This is a genomic window from Tsukamurella sp. II2bb (assembly GCF_057815145.1).
Genome location: NZ_JBYPZI010000001.1, coordinates 774849 through 790217 on the forward strand (window position 1 = coordinate 774849; position 15369 = coordinate 790217).

The window sequence follows — 15369 nt, forward strand, 5'->3', positions numbered from 1 at the left end:
CCTATCCTATCTATATCGCGTTCGGAAGTGAATTGGAGACTCATGGCACAGCAAGAGACCACCGCCGACGTCGTCGGCATCGGCGCAGGGCCGTCGAACCTCGCGCTCGCGGCGGCGATCGATGAACGCAATCGCACCGGTGGTGCGCCGATCACCATGGAGATCCTGGAGCGCAAGCCCGCCTTCGCCTGGCACCCGGGGATGCTGCTCGACGGTGCCACGATGCAGGTGGCCTTCCTCAAAGATCTGGCCACGCTGCGGAATCCGCGCAGCCCGTTCAGCTTCCTGAGCTACCTCGAGGCCCGGGAACGCCTCGTGGACTTCGTCAACCACCAGACCTTCTTCCCCACCCGGGTGGAGTTCACGGACTACCTGCGGTGGGTCGCGGGCACCGTCGACGCCCGGATCGCCTACGGCACCGAGGTCGTGGCCGTCGAGCCAGCCGAGGCCGGCGCCGCCGACGGTGCCCGGTGGATCGTCGAGCACTCCGGGCCCGAGGGACGGTCGCGGTCGCGCGCCCGCTCCGTCGTGGTCGCGACGGGGCTCCGGGAGCGGCTGCCCGCCTGGGCGGTCGCGGGACCGCGGGTCTTCCACAATCACCGGCTGCTCGAGCACCTCGCCGCGCAGGACCTCGACGCGGACGCCGAACACCGCTTCCTCGTGGTCGGCGGAGGGCAGAGCGCGGCGGAGGTGGTGCAGCACCTGCACCGCGCATTCCCGAGCGCCTTTGTGGAATCCGTGTTCAACTCCTACGGCTTCCAGCCCGCCGACGACAGTCCGTTCGCCAACCGCGTCTTCGATCCCGACGCCGTCGACGACTTCTTCGGCGCCCCGGAGCCGGTGCGCACCGAGCTGATGGCCCGGCACGCCACCACGAACTACGGCTGCGTGGATCTCGACCTGATCAACGAGCTGTACGCGGTCGAGTACCAGGAGAAGGTCACCGGGCGGCGCAGACTGCGCTTCCGGCCCGCGACCACCGTCACCTCGGCGGTCCCGTCGGGCGTGGGCGTGCGGGTCACGCTGCACGACCGGATGTCGGGTGCGCGGACCGCGGCGGACTACACGGCGGTGGTGTGCGCCACCGGTTTCCGCTCCACCGGAGTGTCCGAGGTGCTCGCCGGGTGGGGGCTCACGCCGGACCGCACCTCCGTGGCCCGCGACTACCGCCTCGTCGTCGACGGCGAGCCGGTGCGGGGCCTGTACGTGCAGGGTGCGACCGAGGCCACGCACGGTCTCGGGTCCACGCTCCTGTCCAACGTCGCAGTCCGCGCCGGGGAGATCCTGGACGGGATCGAGCGCGAGAACGAGACGACCGCGGCCACCGTCGCCGTCGCGAAGGGGGCCTGATGCGCGTCGTCACCTTCGGTTTCCAGACCTGGGGGCACCGCACCCTGTCCGCCGTGCTGGACGCCGGGCACGAGGTCGCCCTGGCCGTGACCCACCCCGTCTCGAACAATCCCTACGAGATGATGTGGAACGACTCCGTCGAGGAGCTGGCCACCAGCCGCGGCGTGCCCGTCCACGTGGCCCGCAAGCCCGACGACGCACTCTACGAGGCGGTCTCGGCGGCGGACGCCGACATCATCGTCGCCAACAACTGGCGCACCTGGCTGCCGGAGTCGATCCACTCGATGCCCCGCCTGGGTACGCTCAACATCCACGATTCCCTCCTGCCCTCGTACGCGGGGTTCTCGCCCCTGATCTGGGCGCTCATCAACGGCGAGACGCACGTCGGCGTCACCGCCCACCTCATGGACTCCGGGCTCGACACCGGGCCGATCATCGCGCAGGAATCCATCGCCGTCGGCCCCCGGGACCGGACCGTCGACCTGTTCCACCGCACCGTCGACCTGATCGGACCGCTGGTGGCCCGCGCCCTCGGCGAGCTGGAAGCGGGGACGGCGCAACCGATCCCGCAGGACCCTGCCGCCGCGACCTACTTCCACAAGCGCTCCGACGCGGACAGCCGGATCGACTGGTCCTGGCCGGCCGACGCCATCGAACGCCTGGTGCGCGCGCAGTCGGACCCGTATCCGAACGCGCACACACTCTTCCGCGGCGAGCGGCTCGCGGTCACCGCGGCGTCGGTCTCGTCGAAGCGGTACGGCGGCACCCCCGGGCGGGTCTGCGTGCCCGACGGCGAGGGCATCGCCGTGGTCGCGGGCCCCGACGCCTGGCGCGGCGGGAATCCGGCTCTGATCGTCGAGCGCGTGCGCACCGCGGACGGGGACGAGCACCCGGCGGCCAAGATCCTGGGCGACTCCGGGGCGTACCTCGGCTGAGATGGATCACGACCCGAAGACCCTTCCCCCGCGCGCCGACGCGGTGCTCGGCGTTCCCGTTGTGGACGCGGACACGGGGCCGCGCACCCTCCTGTGGCGCAGCATGATCGCCCACCCCCGGTACATGGTGCCCGCGGTCGTGCTGTCCGCGCTGCACCAGCTCGGCGAGATGCTCGTGCCGGTGGTGGTCGGCCTCGCGATCGACCGGGGCGTCGCCACCGGCGACGGGGCCGCACTCCTGCGCTGGATCCTCGTGCTGGGGATCGTCTTCGCGGTCCTCTCGCTGAGCTTCCGGTTCTCCTCGCGCCTCGGCTGGATCGCGATGAACTTCGTCGACCACGCGCTGCGCATGCGGATCAGCGACCGCGTCCTCGACCCGCGCGGGCTCGGCGGCCCGCGCCGCATGCCCGGTGAGCTGCTCTCGATCTCCTCCGCCGACACGAACGCGGTGGCCCGCGCCAAGGGCGTGCTGATCTACCCGATCGGCAACCTCGTGGGCATCGTCTTCGCCGCGGCGGTCCTGCTGACCATCTCCTGGCCGCTCGGGGTGGCGACGTTGCTCGGCGCGGTCGCGGTGGTCGTGCTGTCGGACCGCATCGGCGGGCCGCTGTCCGCGCGCGTGGCGCGGCAGCAGGCGGAGGCCGCGGGCGCCGCGGGCGTCGCCACGGACCTGATGCACGGCGTGCGCGTGGTCAAGGGGCTGGGGGCGGAGGACGCCGCCGTCGAGCGGTACCGCGGACGGTCCCGGCGGGCCCTGGCGGCGACGCTGCACGCCAACCGCGCGTCGGCGACCCTCACGGCCGCGCTCACGATCTTCGGCGGCGTCTTCGTCGCCGCCATCGCGCTCGTCGCGGGCCTGCAGGCCGTGCACGGCGGCATCACCATCGGGCAATTGATCACGGTGATCGGCCTGGCACAGCTGCTCACCGAGCCGATGAACTTCATCGGCCGGGTCGCCAGCGTCATGTGGGCGTCGGGCAAGGCGTCCGCCGCACGCGTGCTCTCCGTTCTGCAGGCGCCTCCGCTCCTGCCCGATCAGGGCGACGCGGACGTGCCCGCCGGCCCGCTCACGCTGCGGGTCGAGGATGCCGACATCGTCGTCCGGCCCGGAGGCCTGACGGTGCTGGACCTGCCGCCGGCGACGGCCGCCGCCGTGACCTCCGCCCTTGCCCTGTCGGACGCGCCGCCCCCCGGCCTCGCGCGGATCGGCACCGTCGACGTGGGCGAGATCGCACCGGAGCGTCTGCGCGAGGCGGTGCTCGTCGCACCCCACCACGGCGACCTGTTCGACGGGACCGTGCTCGACAACGTCGAACTCGGGGCCCGCCCGGGCGGCGGCTCCGTCACGATCGACGCGGCCGTCCTGGCGGCGGGCCTCGACGACCTGATCGCCGACACCGCACCCGGTGCGGGGTTGCACGCCGAGGTGGGCGAGGGCGGCGCGGCGCTGTCCGGAGGGCAGCGGCAGCGCGTCGCGCTGGCCCGCGCGCTCTACGCCGATCCCGACGTCCTCGTCCTGGACGATCCGACGACGGCGATCGATTCCGTCACCGAGGCCACCGTCGTCGACCGCGTCGTGCGGTTGCGCGCGGGCAGGACCACCGTGGTCCTCACCGGCTCGCCGGCCTGGCACGCGGCGACGGCCCCGGACACCGCGCGGCGTCCCCGGGCCGCGACCGCGGGGATGCTCCCGTGAGCGCCCCCGTGCAGGCCGGACAGCTGTCCGTGGCAGACGGCACTCGGATCCGCGCCGTCGTCGGCGCGGCGCTCCGGCCCCACCGCGTCAGGATCGCCGCGGCCGTCGTCCTGCTGATCTGCGGAGCGGGAGCCGCGCTCGTGACGCCCCGCCTGATGGGTGCCGTGGTCGACCTCGCCCAGTCCGGGCGACCGCTCCTCGGCCGCACGGGCGCCCCGGCGGTCTGGCTCGCCGGCGGCGCGATGCTCGCGGCGACCGTCGTCTCGGCCGTGCTCACGGCGTCCGGCTTCGTCCTCATGGCCGGCGCGGTCGACCGCGTGATCGCGAGGCTGCGCGAGCGCGTGATCGACAGCGGCATGCACCTGCCCCTGGCGCGGCTCGAACGCGTGGGTGCGGGCGATCTCATCGCCCGCACCACCGACGACGTCACCGAACTCACCAGGACCGTCAACGAGACCCTCCCGGCGATCACCGGCGCGGGCTTCGCGGTGGTCGTGACTCTGGCCGGCATGGCCGCCCTGGACTGGCGCTTCCTCCTGGTCGCGGTGGTCCTCGCGCCGGTCTACATCTCCGCGATCCGCCGCTACCGGCGGCAGGCCCCGGAGAAGTACCTCGAGGAGCGGCGCCGACGGGGCCGCCGGGCCGCCGAGCTGTTGGCCTCGGTCCGGGGCCTGACGACGGTTCGTGCGTTCGGCCTGCAGGAGGACCGGCGCGCGCGGATCGGGGAGCACTCGTGGGCGGTGGTGCGGCTCGCGGTGGCGATCCGGATCGTGGGCAACCGCCTGTTCGGGCGGGTCAACGCTGCGGAGTGGCTGGGCATGTCCCTGCTGCTCGGCATCGGCTTCCTGCTCGTGGACCACGGGGCGGTCACCGTCGGCATGGTGACGACCGCGACCCTCTACTTCCTGCGCCTGTTCGGTCCCATCGGGCAGCTCATGCTGGTCGTGGATCCGATCTCCTCGGCCATGGCCTCGCTGCAGCGCATCGTCGGGGTGATCGCCGAGGCGGAGAGCGAGCCCCGGCCCGAGCCCCCGTCCGGGGTTCTGCGCGCCGGCGGCGTGCGGGGCGACCTCCGGCTCGAGGGGGTGCGGTTCTCCTACGGCGGGCGCGAGGTGCTGCGCGACATCGATCTGACGGTCCCGGCCGGGACGACGGTGGCCGTGGTCGGCGCTTCGGGAGCGGGCAAGTCCACGCTCGCGGCGGTCCTCGCGGGGGCCCGTCCCGCCGGCGGCGGATCCGTGCGCCTCGACGGTGCGGACATCGCCGGCATCGACCCCGCGCGGCGCGCGCGGTTGCTCTGCCTCGTGACCCAGGACGTGCACGTCTTCGCGGGACCGCTCCGGGACGACCTGCGGCTGGTAGCGCCGGAGGCGGACGACGCGGCGCTCACCGCGGCGCTCGAGACCGCGGGCGCCGCCTGGATCCACGACCTCGAGTCCGGGCTCGACACCGTCGTCGGGGCGCAGGGGATCGCCCTGACGCCGGTGCAGGCGCAGCAGGTCGCGCTCGCGCGCGTCGCCCTGCTCGACCCGCCGGTGGTGGTGCTCGACGAGGCGACCGCGGAGGCGGGGTCGTCCGGCGCCGCCGAGCTCGAGGACGCGGCGCAGCGGATCACCGCGGCGCGCACCGCGATCGTCGTGGCGCACCGCCTCGCCCAGGCGGCCCGGGCCGATGCGGTGGTCCTCCTGCGCGACGGCGGGATCGCGGAACGCGGCACGCACGCCGAACTCGTCGCGGCCGGCGGTGAGTACGCCCGGCTGTGGGCAGCGTGGGCGCGCGGGCGGCCGCCGCACCTGCAGTCGACATGCAGTCCCGATGAGGAGGAGTAGGACATGACGCGAACGGATCATCGCGCCCGGCATCACGAGCGGATCGCCGAGGTGCTCGGCGGCGCGACCGAGGGTGCCGAGCGGGTGCCCTACCCGATCGGCTTGCGCGAGTTGCAGGTCCGCGGCACGCGGCGGGTCGGGGCCGGCCTGCTCCGCGTGACCCTGGGCGGCCCCGAACTGGAGGGCTTCCAGACCCACGCCAGCGACGACCACGTCAAGATCGTCCTGCCGGGCGAGGACGGCGTGCCTGTCCTGCCGGAGAAGAACGGCCTGATGCTGCGCTGGCCGCGGGACCCGCGGCCGATCACCCGCGAGTACACCGTGCGCCGCTACGACGCCGCCGCGGGGGAGCTCGACATCGACATCGCGCTGCACCCGGGTGGAGTGGGCTCGGACTGGGCGGAGACCGTTCGCCCGGGCGCGACGATCCACGTCGCCGGGCCGCCCGGCGGCGTCCTGGTGCCGCCCCATTACGACCGCTACCTGCTGGTCGGCGACATCACCGCGCTGCCCGCGATCGACCGGTGGCTCGAGGAGCTCCCGCGCGACGCGCGGGGGTGGGCGCTTCTCGAGGTGGCCGACGCCGCCGAGGAGATCGCGCTCGACCCGCCGCCCGGCTTCCAGGTGCGGTGGCTGCACCGCGGCGCCGACGAGCCGGGCACCTCCGATGTCCTCCTGCGTGCCGTCGCGGCTCTCCCGCAGCGGATTCCCGACGGTGAGCGGTGGTACTGCTGGATGGCGGGCGAGGCCGGTGCGCTCAAGTCCCTGCGCCGCTGGATCGCCGACGCCTGGCGATCGCCGAAGCACGATCAGCACATCACCGGCTACTGGAAACTCGGCGTCGCCGACTTCGACGAGGACGAGCACTGATGCACTCCTTCATCACCGGCGCCGCGTCCGGCATCGGCGCGGCGACCGCGTTCCGGCTCGCCCGCCGCGGCCCCGTCGCCCTCGCCGATCGCGACGCCGACGGCCTGATCGCCACCGCGCGCGCCGTCGCGGCTACGGGCGGCACCGCCACCTCGCACGTCCTGGACGTGACCGAGCGCGCCGCGGTCGAGGCGGCCCTCGCCGCCGCCGAGAAGGCGAACGGGCCCGTCGACGCGCTCGCCCACTGCGCCGGAATCCTCGTGACGGGAGCCGTTCTCGACACCTCTCCCGAGGACTGGGCCGCGGCGCTGGCGGTCAACCTCACCGGCACCGTGCACGTTCTCACGGCGGCCGTCCGCCGGATGTCCGAGCGGGGCGCCGGCGCCGCCGTCGTCGTCGGGTCGAACGCGGGCAACGGCCCGCGGGTCGGGCTCGGTGCCTACGGTGCGTCGAAGGCCGCCGCGCACAACGCGACCCTCGCGCTCGCGCTGGAGGTGGCGGGCAGCGGCGTGCGGATCAACGTCGTCGCGCCCGGCTCCACGAACACGCCCATGCAGACCGCGTTCGGCGGCGCGGCCGCCGCCGAGGCCGCGATCGCGGGCGACCCGGCCCGGCACCGGCTCCCGATCCCGTTGGGCCGCATCGCCGATCCCGAGGACGTCGCCGGCGCGATCGACTACCTGCTCTCGCCCGACGCGCGGCACGTGACCGCGCAGGTACTGACCGTCGACGGAGGCGCGACCGCATGATCAGCACGCAGACCCGCTACTTCCCGGAGGAGTTCGCGGCGCGCTACCGCGCCGCCGGCTATTGGACCGGCGAGACCTTCGCCGGTTTCCTGCCCGAGGCCGCGGAACGCTTCGGCGATGCCGAGGCCCTCGTCGCCCAGGACGTCGCCGGCGGGGCCGTCCGGCTCAGCTACCGCGAGCTCGACGCCGCCGCCGCGGCGACCGCCGCCGGGCTGCGCGCCCGCGGCATCGCCGAGGGCGACCGCGTCGTCCTCCAGCTGCCGAACACCGCCGAGTTCGTCACGGTGCTGTTCGGGCTGTTCCGGATCGGCGCCGTCCCGGTCTTCGCGCTGCCCGCTCACCGCCGCAGCGAGCTCGTGCACTTCGTGCGGGCCTCCGGCGCGCGGGCGCTGATCACCGCTGCCACGATCAACCGCTTCGACCACCGCGGCATGGCGGCCGTGGTCGCCGCGGAGACGGGCGTGGAGGTGTTCGTCGTCGACGACGCGCCGGTCGACGACGCGCCGGTCGCCGGGAGCGTGGCGAGCGGGACTGATGTCACCGTCTCCGGGGGCGCGGACGGAGCACCCGCCACCGTCGATCCCGAGGGCCTGGCGTTCCTGCAGCTCTCCGGCGGCACCACGGGTGTGCCCAAACTGATCCCGCGTACCCACGCCGACTACCTGTACTCCGTCCGCGAGTCGGCGAGGATCTGCGGGCTCGGTCCCGCCACTCGTTTTCTCGTGGTTCTCCCTGTGGCGCACAACTTCCCGATGAGCAGCCCCGGTATTCTGGGCGTGCTGTGGGCCGGCGGCACCGTCGTACTCGGGACGGACCCGGCACCGTCGAAGGCCTTCCCGCTGATCGAGGCCGAGAGGGTGACCATGACCTCGCTCGTGCCGCCGCTCGCGATGCTCTGGCTGCAGGCCGCGCCCACCGCCGCAGCGGATCTGGGCAGCCTGGACGTCCTGCAGGTGGGCGGCGCGAGGTTCCCGCCCGAGGCGGCGCGGCGCGTGACGCCCGAGCTGGGGTGTCGTCTGCAGCAGGTCTTCGGGATGGCCGAGGGCATGGTCAACTACACGCGCGATGACGATCCCGAGAACCTGGTGCTCGGCACCCAGGGGCGCGCCATCTCGCCCGACGACGAGGTGCGCGTGCTCGACGACGACGGCGCGCCGGTCGCCGACGGGGAGCCCGGCCACCTCTGGACCCGCGGCCCGTACACGATCCGGGGCTACCTGGGCGGCGTCGACGCCGAGTCCTTCGACGCCGAGGGCTTCTACCGCACCGGCGACATCGTGCGCCGGCTGCCGAGCGGGCACCTCGTGGTCGAGGGGCGCGCCAAGGACCAGATCAATCGCGGCGGCGAGAAGATCGCCGCCGAGGAGGTGGAGAACCACCTCCTCGCCCACCCGCTGGTGATCGACGCGGCCGTGGTGGCGGTGGCCGACGACTTCCTGGGGGAGCGGACCTGCGCCGTCGTCCTCACCGGCGTGCAGCGCCCGACGGTGCCGGAGCTGAAGAGCTTCGTCCGGTCCCGCGGGGTAGCCGAGTACAAGGTGCCCGACCGGGTGGAGTTCGCCGAGGCGTTCCCCACCACGGGCGTCGGCAAGATCAGTCGCCGCGAGCTGCGGCGCGCCCTGGCGGACCTCGTCGGGCGTACGGAAGGGAAGACGTTGTGAGCCTGCCGAAGACGGTCGTCTACGACCTGCCGGAGTTCGAGTACGCCGACACCGTCGACTGGCGGGTCGAGCCCGCGCGGGCGGTCCTGTTGATCCACGACATGCAGGAGCACTTCGTCGGCCCGTTCGTCGCCGATGCGGAGCCGCTGCGCACCGTCGTGCCGAACATCGCGGCGGTGCGTGCCGCGGCCCGCGCCGCCGGCGTGCCCGTGGTCTACACGGCGCAGCCGGGCGATCAGGACCCGCAGGAGCGCGCGTTGCTCGCCGATTTCTGGGGGCCCGGTCTCACGGCCGCGAACGAGAGCATCATCGGCGAGCTGGCCCCGGCCGACGACGACGTGCTGCTCACCAAGTGGCGGTACAGCGCCTTCGCGAAGTCGGACCTGGCCGAGCGGATGCGGGCCTGGGGCCGCGATCAGCTGGTGATCGTGGGGATCTACGCCCACATCGGGGTCATGACCACCGCGCTCGACGCGTTCATGCGCGACGTGCAGTCCTACGTGGTGCGCGACGCCGTCGCGGACTTCTCCGCACAGGATCACGCCCACGCACTCACCTACGTGTCGGGCCGATGCGGCAGAGTGGAGAGTACGGCGAAGATTCTGGAGGCACTGCGATGACGGCACCGACGAGCGGGGAGGGCGAGCGCCCGCACTTCCTGCTGACCGCCGCCGGCCAGCGTCTGGCCGCCCGCGGCACCGTCGGGACCTTCACCGACCCGCGCTCCGCGGCCGCCGCGCTCCGCGCCGGGACCGTGCCCGCGGTGGTGGGCGCCGTGCCCTTCGACCTCGCCGACCCGGCGGCCTTAACGGTGCCCGAGCACTTCGGCGCCGTGCCGGCGGCCGCCGGGAGCGGAGTGAGCGGGGCCGCCGTGGAGCTGCCCACCCTGACCCAGATCGCGCAGCACCCGGCGCCGGCCGAGCACGTCGAGCGGGTGCGCCGAGCCCTCACCCTGATCGAGGGCTCGGAGCTGGAGAAGGTGGTCCTCGCGCGCGCCGTCGACTTCGAGGCGGCCGCGCCGCTCGACCCCTTCGCCCTGGCCGCCGCGCTCGAGCGGCGCGACCTGGAGGGCAATGCCTTCGCGGTGGACCTGGGCGCCGCGGGCGAGGGCCATCGCGGCCGCTGGCTGGTCGGCTCCAGCCCGGAGATCCTGGTCGGGCGGATGGGCGGCACCGTCCTCTGCCATCCCTTCGCCGGAACCGCGACCTCGCCCGAGGGCCTGCTGGACTCGGAGAAGGACCGCGAGGAGCACGCCTACGTCGTCGACGAGATCGCCGCCGCGCTCGCGCCCCTGTGCGCCGAGCTGGACGTACCCGCGGCACCGTCGGTCACCCGGGCCGGGCCCGTGTGGCACCTCGGCACCAGGATCGAGGGCCGCCTCGCCGATCCCGCGACCACGGCGCTCGACCTCGCGCTCGCGTTGCACCCCACGCCCGCCGTCTGCGGTTTCCCCCGGCGCACCGCCGCGCGCGCGATCGCCGAGATCGAGGGCGAGCGGGGCTTCTACGCCGGCGCCGTCGGCTGGACCGCCGCGAACGGCGACGGGCACTGGCGGGTCAGCATCCGCTGCGCCGAGCTCGACGGTGCGCGCCTGCGCGCCTACGCGGGCGGCGGCATCGTCGGCGCCTCCGATCCGCAGGCCGAGCTGGCCGAGACCCGCAACAAGCTGCGCACGGTCCTGGGCCCGTTCCGGCTCACCGAGACCGCGCGGAGCTGAGGCGGGGTCGTCAGGCTCCGTGGAAGGCGCGGTAGACGGCGGATCCGTAGAACCGGCCGATCCGCTCCGAATCGCCGCGCCACTGGGGCCCGGCGTCGTCCGGGCGACCGTCGAGCATCGAGCGGACGGCGGCCTCGCAGGCGGAGATGAACAACTCCATGAGCATCGGCAGCTTCTCGTCCAGGTCCTGCATGTCCCACCAGCGGATGAGGGCGGGGCGGATCCACTCCTCGGCCTGCCGGGCGAGGCTGGCGCGGGCGTCCCGGACGCGGTGCACGACCTCGGGGTCGGTGACGCCGGAGAACAGCAGCTGCCAGGTGTCGGCGCGCTCGTTGACCGCGTCGAGGAGGCCGCGCATCCCGATGATGAAGGCCGTCTCCGGGTCCTCGCCGTGCGCGTTGTGCAGCGAGGCGAGGACGTAGGTCATCATCGTCTCGGTCTCGCGGTCGAGCAGCTCGGTGATGAGCGCGACGCGGTCGGGGAAGCAGGAGTAGATCACGGGCCGGGTGACCTGCAGGCGGTCGGCGACGGTGCCGATGGTCACCGCGGCCAGGCCGTCGCGCGCCGCGATCTCCAGCGCGGCGTCGAGGACCTGGGGGCGGCGGCGCTCGGGCCCGAGGTGTTCGGCACGACGGCGCCCGCGGTTGGCGGTGGTAGGCATTCCGCACAGTTTACCGATCGGCCGGCCCCCACGCGTTCACGCGACGTTCACCGGCCGGTCCGCACGTGCCCGTAACCTTCCGCGCGTGATGGATCTCGACCTGCCCGTGGGCATCGATTTGAGCGCGGTCAGCGGCCGCGAGGCGCTGCAGAGGATCGTCGACCTCCGCGCGACGGAGGGCTTCTCCGTCAACGACGACGATGACGACGATCCGGTGCTGCTCACCCCCGAGCGGCACGTCGTCGACACCTGGCGCGAGGGCTACCCGTATTCGGAGCGGATGCCGCGCTCGGAGTACGAGCGTGACAAGCGGCTGCTGCAGATCGAGCTGCTCAAGCTGCAGCGCTGGGTCAAGGACACCGGCCAGCGGCTGGTCATCGTCTTCGAGGGGCGCGACGCCGCCGGCAAGGGCGGCACCATCAAGCGCTTCATGGAGCACCTCAATCCGCGCGGCGCGCGCGTGGTGGCGCTGGTCAAGCCCACCGAGCGCGAGGCCGGCGAGTGGTACTTCCAGCGGTACATCGACCACTTCCCGACCAAGGGCGAGATCGTGCTCTTCGACCGTTCCTGGTACAACCGCGGCGGCGTCGAGCGGGTGATGGGCTTCTGCTCCGAGGAACAGCACGAGCGCTGGACCCATCAGGTACCGCTGTTCGAGAAGATGCTGGTCGAGGACGGCATCGACGTGACCAAGTTCTGGTTCTCCGTGACGCAGCTCGAGCAGCGCACCCGCTTCGCGATCCGGCAGATCGACCCGGTGCGGCAGTGGAAGCTCTCGCCGATGGACCTCGCCTCGCTGGACAAGTGGGACGCCTACACCGCGGCGAAGGAGGAGGTCTTCGCGGCGACGGACACCGACGACGCGCCGTGGACCGTGGTCAAGAGCAACGACAAGAAGCGCGCCCGTCTCAACGCCATGCGCTACATCCTCGACAAGTTCGACTACGACAACAAGGACCTCGAGGTCCTCGCGACCGGACCCGACCCGCTCATCGTCGGGCGGGGCCGGGACCTGATCGGGGACTGACGGTGCGCGGCACGCACCGTCCGGAGGTGTGACGGTGCGCGGAGCGGACCGGGCCCGACGGCACCGTCGAGTACCGTTGTCGCCGTGCGTTCTCTGACGTCCTTCCTGCTCGTTCTGGTGGCGATCGCGGCCACCTTCGTGGCGGTGCCCGCGGTCTGGGCGAAGAGCACCGTGCTCGACCGCGCCCAGTTCATGCAGCTCATGGAGCCGCTCGGGCACGATCGGGGCGTCCAGGACGCGATGGCGCAGGAGATCGCGCAGCAGGTGCAGCGACTGCTCACCGAGCAGGGCGACGCCCGCCCGCCGTTGTCGGCGATCACGCCCTACGTCTCCACCTACGTGCACGGCCCGCAGTTCCCGCCCGCCTTCACCGAGGCCGTGGGGCAGGTGCACACGTGGCTCCTGGTACGGCCCACCGCGGAGCAGCGGCTGCGGGGTGCCACCACCGCCGAGATCGACCTGGCGCCGATGATCAAGTCGGTCGCCGAGGCGAACAACGTCAAGGTCACCGTTCCGGAGCGGGTCACGATCGACCTGTCCGGGACCGGTGCGAACCGGGACCTGTTCCGCGCCGGGCGGTACGCCGACGTGGCCGATCAGATGCGGCAGGTCGCGTGGATCGCACCCCTGGTCGCGGCCGTCGCGGCGCTGCTGGCACTACTCGCGGCGCACCGCCGCGGCTTCATGCTCTTCTACCTGGGGCTCGGTGTCTCGGTGGCCGCGGGCGTCACCTGGATGCTGTGCGTGGCGGCACCGTCGTACGTGACGGGCAGGGGCGGGACCGGCGGACTGAGCCCGACGGTGATCGACGCCGCGCTCGGCGAAGTGACGACCAGCCTGACCCCCTGGATCGTGACCGAGGCGGCGCTCGGCGGTGCGCTCGCGCTGCTGGGCCTGATCTTCGGCGGGCTCGGCGCCGTCGCCGCACGGCGGGCGGAACGGCGGAACTGGTGAGTTCCACGGCCCGGCCCACCGTCGCGACGCTGACGTACAAGGACGGGACCACGAACCCCGTCCGGATCTTCCGCGGGCCCGACCCGGCCGCACCGGTGCTGATGATCTGGCCCGGCGTGAACGTGCCCGCCGGCTACTTCGACGACTTCGGGCGCGCGCTGATCGACGCCGGGTTCAACGCGGTGGTCTCCGAGCTGCGGGGCCAGGGCGACTCCCGTCCCCGGGGCGCCGCGGGCACCCACGGCTTCCAGGACGTGGTGGTCGAGGACTACCCCGCCGTTTCGGCGCTGGCGCGGCAGAAGTTCCCGGACGCGCCGCGGATCCTCCTCGGGCACAGCCTGGGCGGGCTGATGGGCGCGATGTACGCCGCACGGGCCCGGCGGAACCTCGCCGGGGTCGTCCTGGTCGCCTGCGGCACGGGGTACTACAAGCTGGACGGGCTGTCGGGGGCCGCCCGCCGGATCGGGACGTCCGTCGCCGCGCGCGCGGCGGCCCGACGGGGCCACTGGTCCGGCCCGGACGGGCTCGGCGAGGTGCCGAAGGGCATCGTCCGCGACTTCGATCACCTGGTGCAGACGGGCGACTTCAATGTGGACGGCGCGGACGTGGACTACGAGGCGCGGATCGCGGGGACGCGCACCCCGGTACTGACGATGTCGATCGCCGGCGACGAGCTGGTCTCGGAGCGGCAGTCGCGGTTCGTGGGGGAGAAGTTCCCCTCGTCGACGCATCGGCGGATCGCGGATCCGCTCGGGCACAACCAGTGGATCCTGTCCCCCGGGGCCGTCGTTCCGGTGTTGTCGGGGTGGATCGCGCAGAAGGTCTAGCGCGCGAGGCCGGTGACCAGCACGGGGTTGTGTGCGGGCGCGAGCCATCTGAGCAGGGTGACCATGCCCTCACGACTGATCGCGACGCAGCCGAGCGTGGGCTTGCCGTCGGTGACGTGCAGGAACATGGCGCCGCCCTTGCCCGGGGTGTGGCTCGGGTTGTTGTCGAAGTGCACGGCGTAGTCGTAGACGGGGCCGATCTCGTAGAGGTTCTCGCTCTCGGGGCCGGGGCTCTGCGCCTGGACCACCATGCGGTCGTAGGTGGGGGAGGCGACGTTGCCGTCCCACCAGTGCTGTTTCGTCACCTTGGTGTACGGCATCGTGGTGCCGGGGTTGTCCTGTCGGCCGAAGGCCTGGTCGAGGCGGAAGACGCCGAACGGGGTGCGCGGGACACCGTCCTTGCCCTCGCCGATGCCCTGCTGCCCGACCTTCCCGGGCACCGGTCCGTAGACCTTGGTCCAGCCCTGGGCGAGGAGCGCCCACGCCGAGACCTGGGCGTCCGTCGAGGAGAACGACGGTGCCGCGACCGTGATGACCTCCCGGGCCGTCGGCACCGCGGCCACAGCCGCGTCGAGCAGTGCCCTGTCGGCGTCGGCGGCTGCGGCCTGCGGGACGGTCAGCGACGAGGCGACCGCGGCGGCCGGCAGCGCAGCGAGTCCCACCAGCACCTGACGCCTCTTGAGAAACATGCGTCACAGTATGGCATGTCCGACGGTGCTGCGCGATCGGGTGCCGGGAACCCGACGGTGCCTGCGGCGCCAGCCCCGCTCAGCCGCGGAGGTGCTGTTCGACGCGCTCGACCTTCGCGGTGAGCTCCCCGGTGCGGCCGGGGCGGATGTCGCACTTGACCACGAGGGAGACGCGGGGCGCGGACTCGGCGAGGCGGTCGACGCACGCCTTGATCACGGCCATCACCTCGTCCCACTCGCCCTCGATGGTGGTGAACATCGATGTGGTCTCGTTGGGCAGGCCGGAGGCGCGGACGATGGCCACGGCCTCCGCCACCGCCTCCGCCACGCCACCGTCAGCGGCGCCGCCGGTGCCGTCGAGGCTGCCCATCGGGCTGATCGAGAACGCTGCGAGCATGGTTTCC

15 protein-coding genes are annotated in these 15369 nt (G+C 73.1%); 12 read left to right on the forward strand and 3 right to left on the reverse strand.

Annotated elements, in window-relative coordinates:
• The first annotated feature begins 42 nt into the window (after nt 1-42).
• The 9 genes from AC21LY_RS04095 to AC21LY_RS04135 are packed head-to-tail and all read left to right on the forward strand — an operon-like array spanning nt 43 to nt 10807.
• Complete coding sequence (locus AC21LY_RS04095) at nt 43-1350, forward strand: lysine N(6)-hydroxylase/L-ornithine N(5)-oxygenase family protein (RefSeq protein WP_489045046.1); 1308 nt, start codon at nt 43-45, stop codon at nt 1348-1350.
• The gene (locus tag AC21LY_RS04100; protein ID WP_489045047.1) at nt 1350-2285 is read left to right on the forward strand and encodes a methionyl-tRNA formyltransferase; all 936 of its coding nucleotides are present in this window, start codon (nt 1350-1352) and stop codon (nt 2283-2285) included. The genes AC21LY_RS04095 and AC21LY_RS04100 overlap by 1 nt, the downstream gene beginning before the upstream one ends.
• 1 nt (nt 2286) lies before the next feature.
• The gene (locus AC21LY_RS04105; RefSeq protein WP_489045048.1) at nt 2287-3981 is read left to right on the forward strand and encodes an ABC transporter ATP-binding protein; all 1695 of its coding nucleotides are present in this window, start codon (nt 2287-2289) and stop codon (nt 3979-3981) included.
• The gene (locus AC21LY_RS04110) at nt 3978-5810 is read left to right on the forward strand and encodes an ABC transporter ATP-binding protein (RefSeq protein ID WP_489045049.1); all 1833 of its coding nucleotides are present in this window, start codon (nt 3978-3980) and stop codon (nt 5808-5810) included. Before AC21LY_RS04105 ends, AC21LY_RS04110 begins: the two co-directional genes overlap by 4 nt.
• 3 nt (nt 5811-5813) lie before the next feature.
• Nucleotides 5814-6680 (forward strand): siderophore-interacting protein, encoded by an 867-nt coding sequence (locus AC21LY_RS04115; protein WP_489045050.1) that lies wholly within the window; start codon nt 5814-5816, stop codon nt 6678-6680.
• A complete protein-coding gene (locus AC21LY_RS04120) occupies nt 6680-7429 on the forward strand; it encodes an SDR family oxidoreductase (protein ID WP_489045051.1) in 750 nt (249 codons plus the stop codon). The genes AC21LY_RS04115 and AC21LY_RS04120 overlap by 1 nt, the downstream gene beginning before the upstream one ends.
• Complete coding sequence (locus AC21LY_RS04125; protein WP_489045052.1) at nt 7426-9090, forward strand: (2,3-dihydroxybenzoyl)adenylate synthase; 1665 nt, start codon at nt 7426-7428, stop codon at nt 9088-9090. Before AC21LY_RS04120 ends, AC21LY_RS04125 begins: the two co-directional genes overlap by 4 nt.
• Nucleotides 9087-9710 carry an isochorismatase family protein gene (locus AC21LY_RS04130; RefSeq protein WP_489045053.1) on the forward strand — a complete coding sequence of 208 codons (624 nt, stop codon included), beginning with the start codon at nt 9087-9089 and terminating at the stop codon, nt 9708-9710. The genes AC21LY_RS04125 and AC21LY_RS04130 overlap by 4 nt, the downstream gene beginning before the upstream one ends.
• Nucleotides 9707-10807 (forward strand): isochorismate synthase, encoded by a 1101-nt coding sequence (locus tag AC21LY_RS04135; protein ID WP_489045054.1) that lies wholly within the window; start codon nt 9707-9709, stop codon nt 10805-10807. Before AC21LY_RS04130 ends, AC21LY_RS04135 begins: the two co-directional genes overlap by 4 nt.
• Nucleotides 10808-10817: 10 nt before the next feature.
• Here AC21LY_RS04135 and AC21LY_RS04140 read toward each other — a convergent pair whose 3' ends face one another.
• The gene (locus tag AC21LY_RS04140; RefSeq protein WP_489045055.1) at nt 10818-11468 is read right to left on the reverse strand and encodes a TetR/AcrR family transcriptional regulator; all 651 of its coding nucleotides are present in this window, start codon (nt 11466-11468) and stop codon (nt 10818-10820) included.
• An 88-nt stretch (nt 11469-11556) separates the two neighbouring features.
• On the opposite strand from AC21LY_RS04140, the gene ppk2 reads away from it, so the two are divergent.
• The 3 genes from ppk2 (at nt 11557) to AC21LY_RS04155 (ending at nt 14276) form a co-directional block, all read left to right on the forward strand.
• Complete coding sequence (ppk2, locus tag AC21LY_RS04145) at nt 11557-12495, forward strand: polyphosphate kinase 2 (RefSeq protein ID WP_489045422.1); 939 nt, start codon at nt 11557-11559, stop codon at nt 12493-12495.
• Nucleotides 12496-12579: 84 nt separating this feature from the next.
• On the forward strand, nt 12580-13449 hold the full coding sequence (locus AC21LY_RS04150) for a hypothetical protein (RefSeq protein WP_489045056.1): 870 nt from the start codon (nt 12580-12582) through the stop codon (nt 13447-13449).
• The gene (locus tag AC21LY_RS04155; protein WP_489045057.1) at nt 13446-14276 is read left to right on the forward strand and encodes an alpha/beta fold hydrolase; all 831 of its coding nucleotides are present in this window, start codon (nt 13446-13448) and stop codon (nt 14274-14276) included. The genes AC21LY_RS04150 and AC21LY_RS04155 overlap by 4 nt, the downstream gene beginning before the upstream one ends.
• On the opposite strand, the gene AC21LY_RS04160 is transcribed toward AC21LY_RS04155, so the two are convergent.
• Both AC21LY_RS04160 and AC21LY_RS04165 read right to left on the reverse strand, forming a co-directional pair.
• The gene (locus tag AC21LY_RS04160) at nt 14273-14965 is read right to left on the reverse strand and encodes a L,D-transpeptidase family protein (RefSeq protein WP_489045058.1); all 693 of its coding nucleotides are present in this window, start codon (nt 14963-14965) and stop codon (nt 14273-14275) included. The two genes, AC21LY_RS04155 and AC21LY_RS04160, sit on opposite strands and share 4 nt — an antisense overlap.
• A gap of 79 nt (nt 14966-15044) precedes the next feature.
• Nucleotides 15045-15362, reverse strand: coding sequence for a thiamine-binding protein (locus AC21LY_RS04165; RefSeq protein ID WP_489045059.1), 318 nt, complete (start codon nt 15360-15362; stop codon nt 15045-15047).
• Nucleotides 15363-15369 lie beyond the last annotated feature (7 nt).

Coding starts and splice junctions, on each gene's coding strand:
- AC21LY_RS04125 (WP_489045052.1), top strand. CDS start 7,426: ATGATCAGCACGCAGACCCGCTACTTCCCGGAGGAGTTCGCGGCGCGC.
- AC21LY_RS04160 (WP_489045058.1), bottom strand. CDS start 14,965: ATGTTTCTCAAGAGGCGTCAGGTGCTGGTGGGACTCGCTGCGCTGCCG.
- AC21LY_RS04115 (WP_489045050.1), top strand. CDS start 5,814: ATGACGCGAACGGATCATCGCGCCCGGCATCACGAGCGGATCGCCGAG.
- AC21LY_RS04100 (WP_489045047.1), top strand. CDS start 1,350: ATGCGCGTCGTCACCTTCGGTTTCCAGACCTGGGGGCACCGCACCCTG.
- AC21LY_RS04140 (WP_489045055.1), bottom strand. CDS start 11,468: ATGCCTACCACCGCCAACCGCGGGCGCCGTCGTGCCGAACACCTCGGG.
- AC21LY_RS04095 (WP_489045046.1), top strand. CDS start 43: ATGGCACAGCAAGAGACCACCGCCGACGTCGTCGGCATCGGCGCAGGG.
- AC21LY_RS04135 (WP_489045054.1), top strand. CDS start 9,707: ATGACGGCACCGACGAGCGGGGAGGGCGAGCGCCCGCACTTCCTGCTG.
- ppk2 (WP_489045422.1), top strand. CDS start 11,557: ATGGATCTCGACCTGCCCGTGGGCATCGATTTGAGCGCGGTCAGCGGC.
- AC21LY_RS04165 (WP_489045059.1), bottom strand. CDS start 15,362: ATGCTCGCAGCGTTCTCGATCAGCCCGATGGGCAGCCTCGACGGCACC.
- AC21LY_RS04105 (WP_489045048.1), top strand. CDS start 2,287: ATGGATCACGACCCGAAGACCCTTCCCCCGCGCGCCGACGCGGTGCTC.
- AC21LY_RS04120 (WP_489045051.1), top strand. CDS start 6,680: ATGCACTCCTTCATCACCGGCGCCGCGTCCGGCATCGGCGCGGCGACC.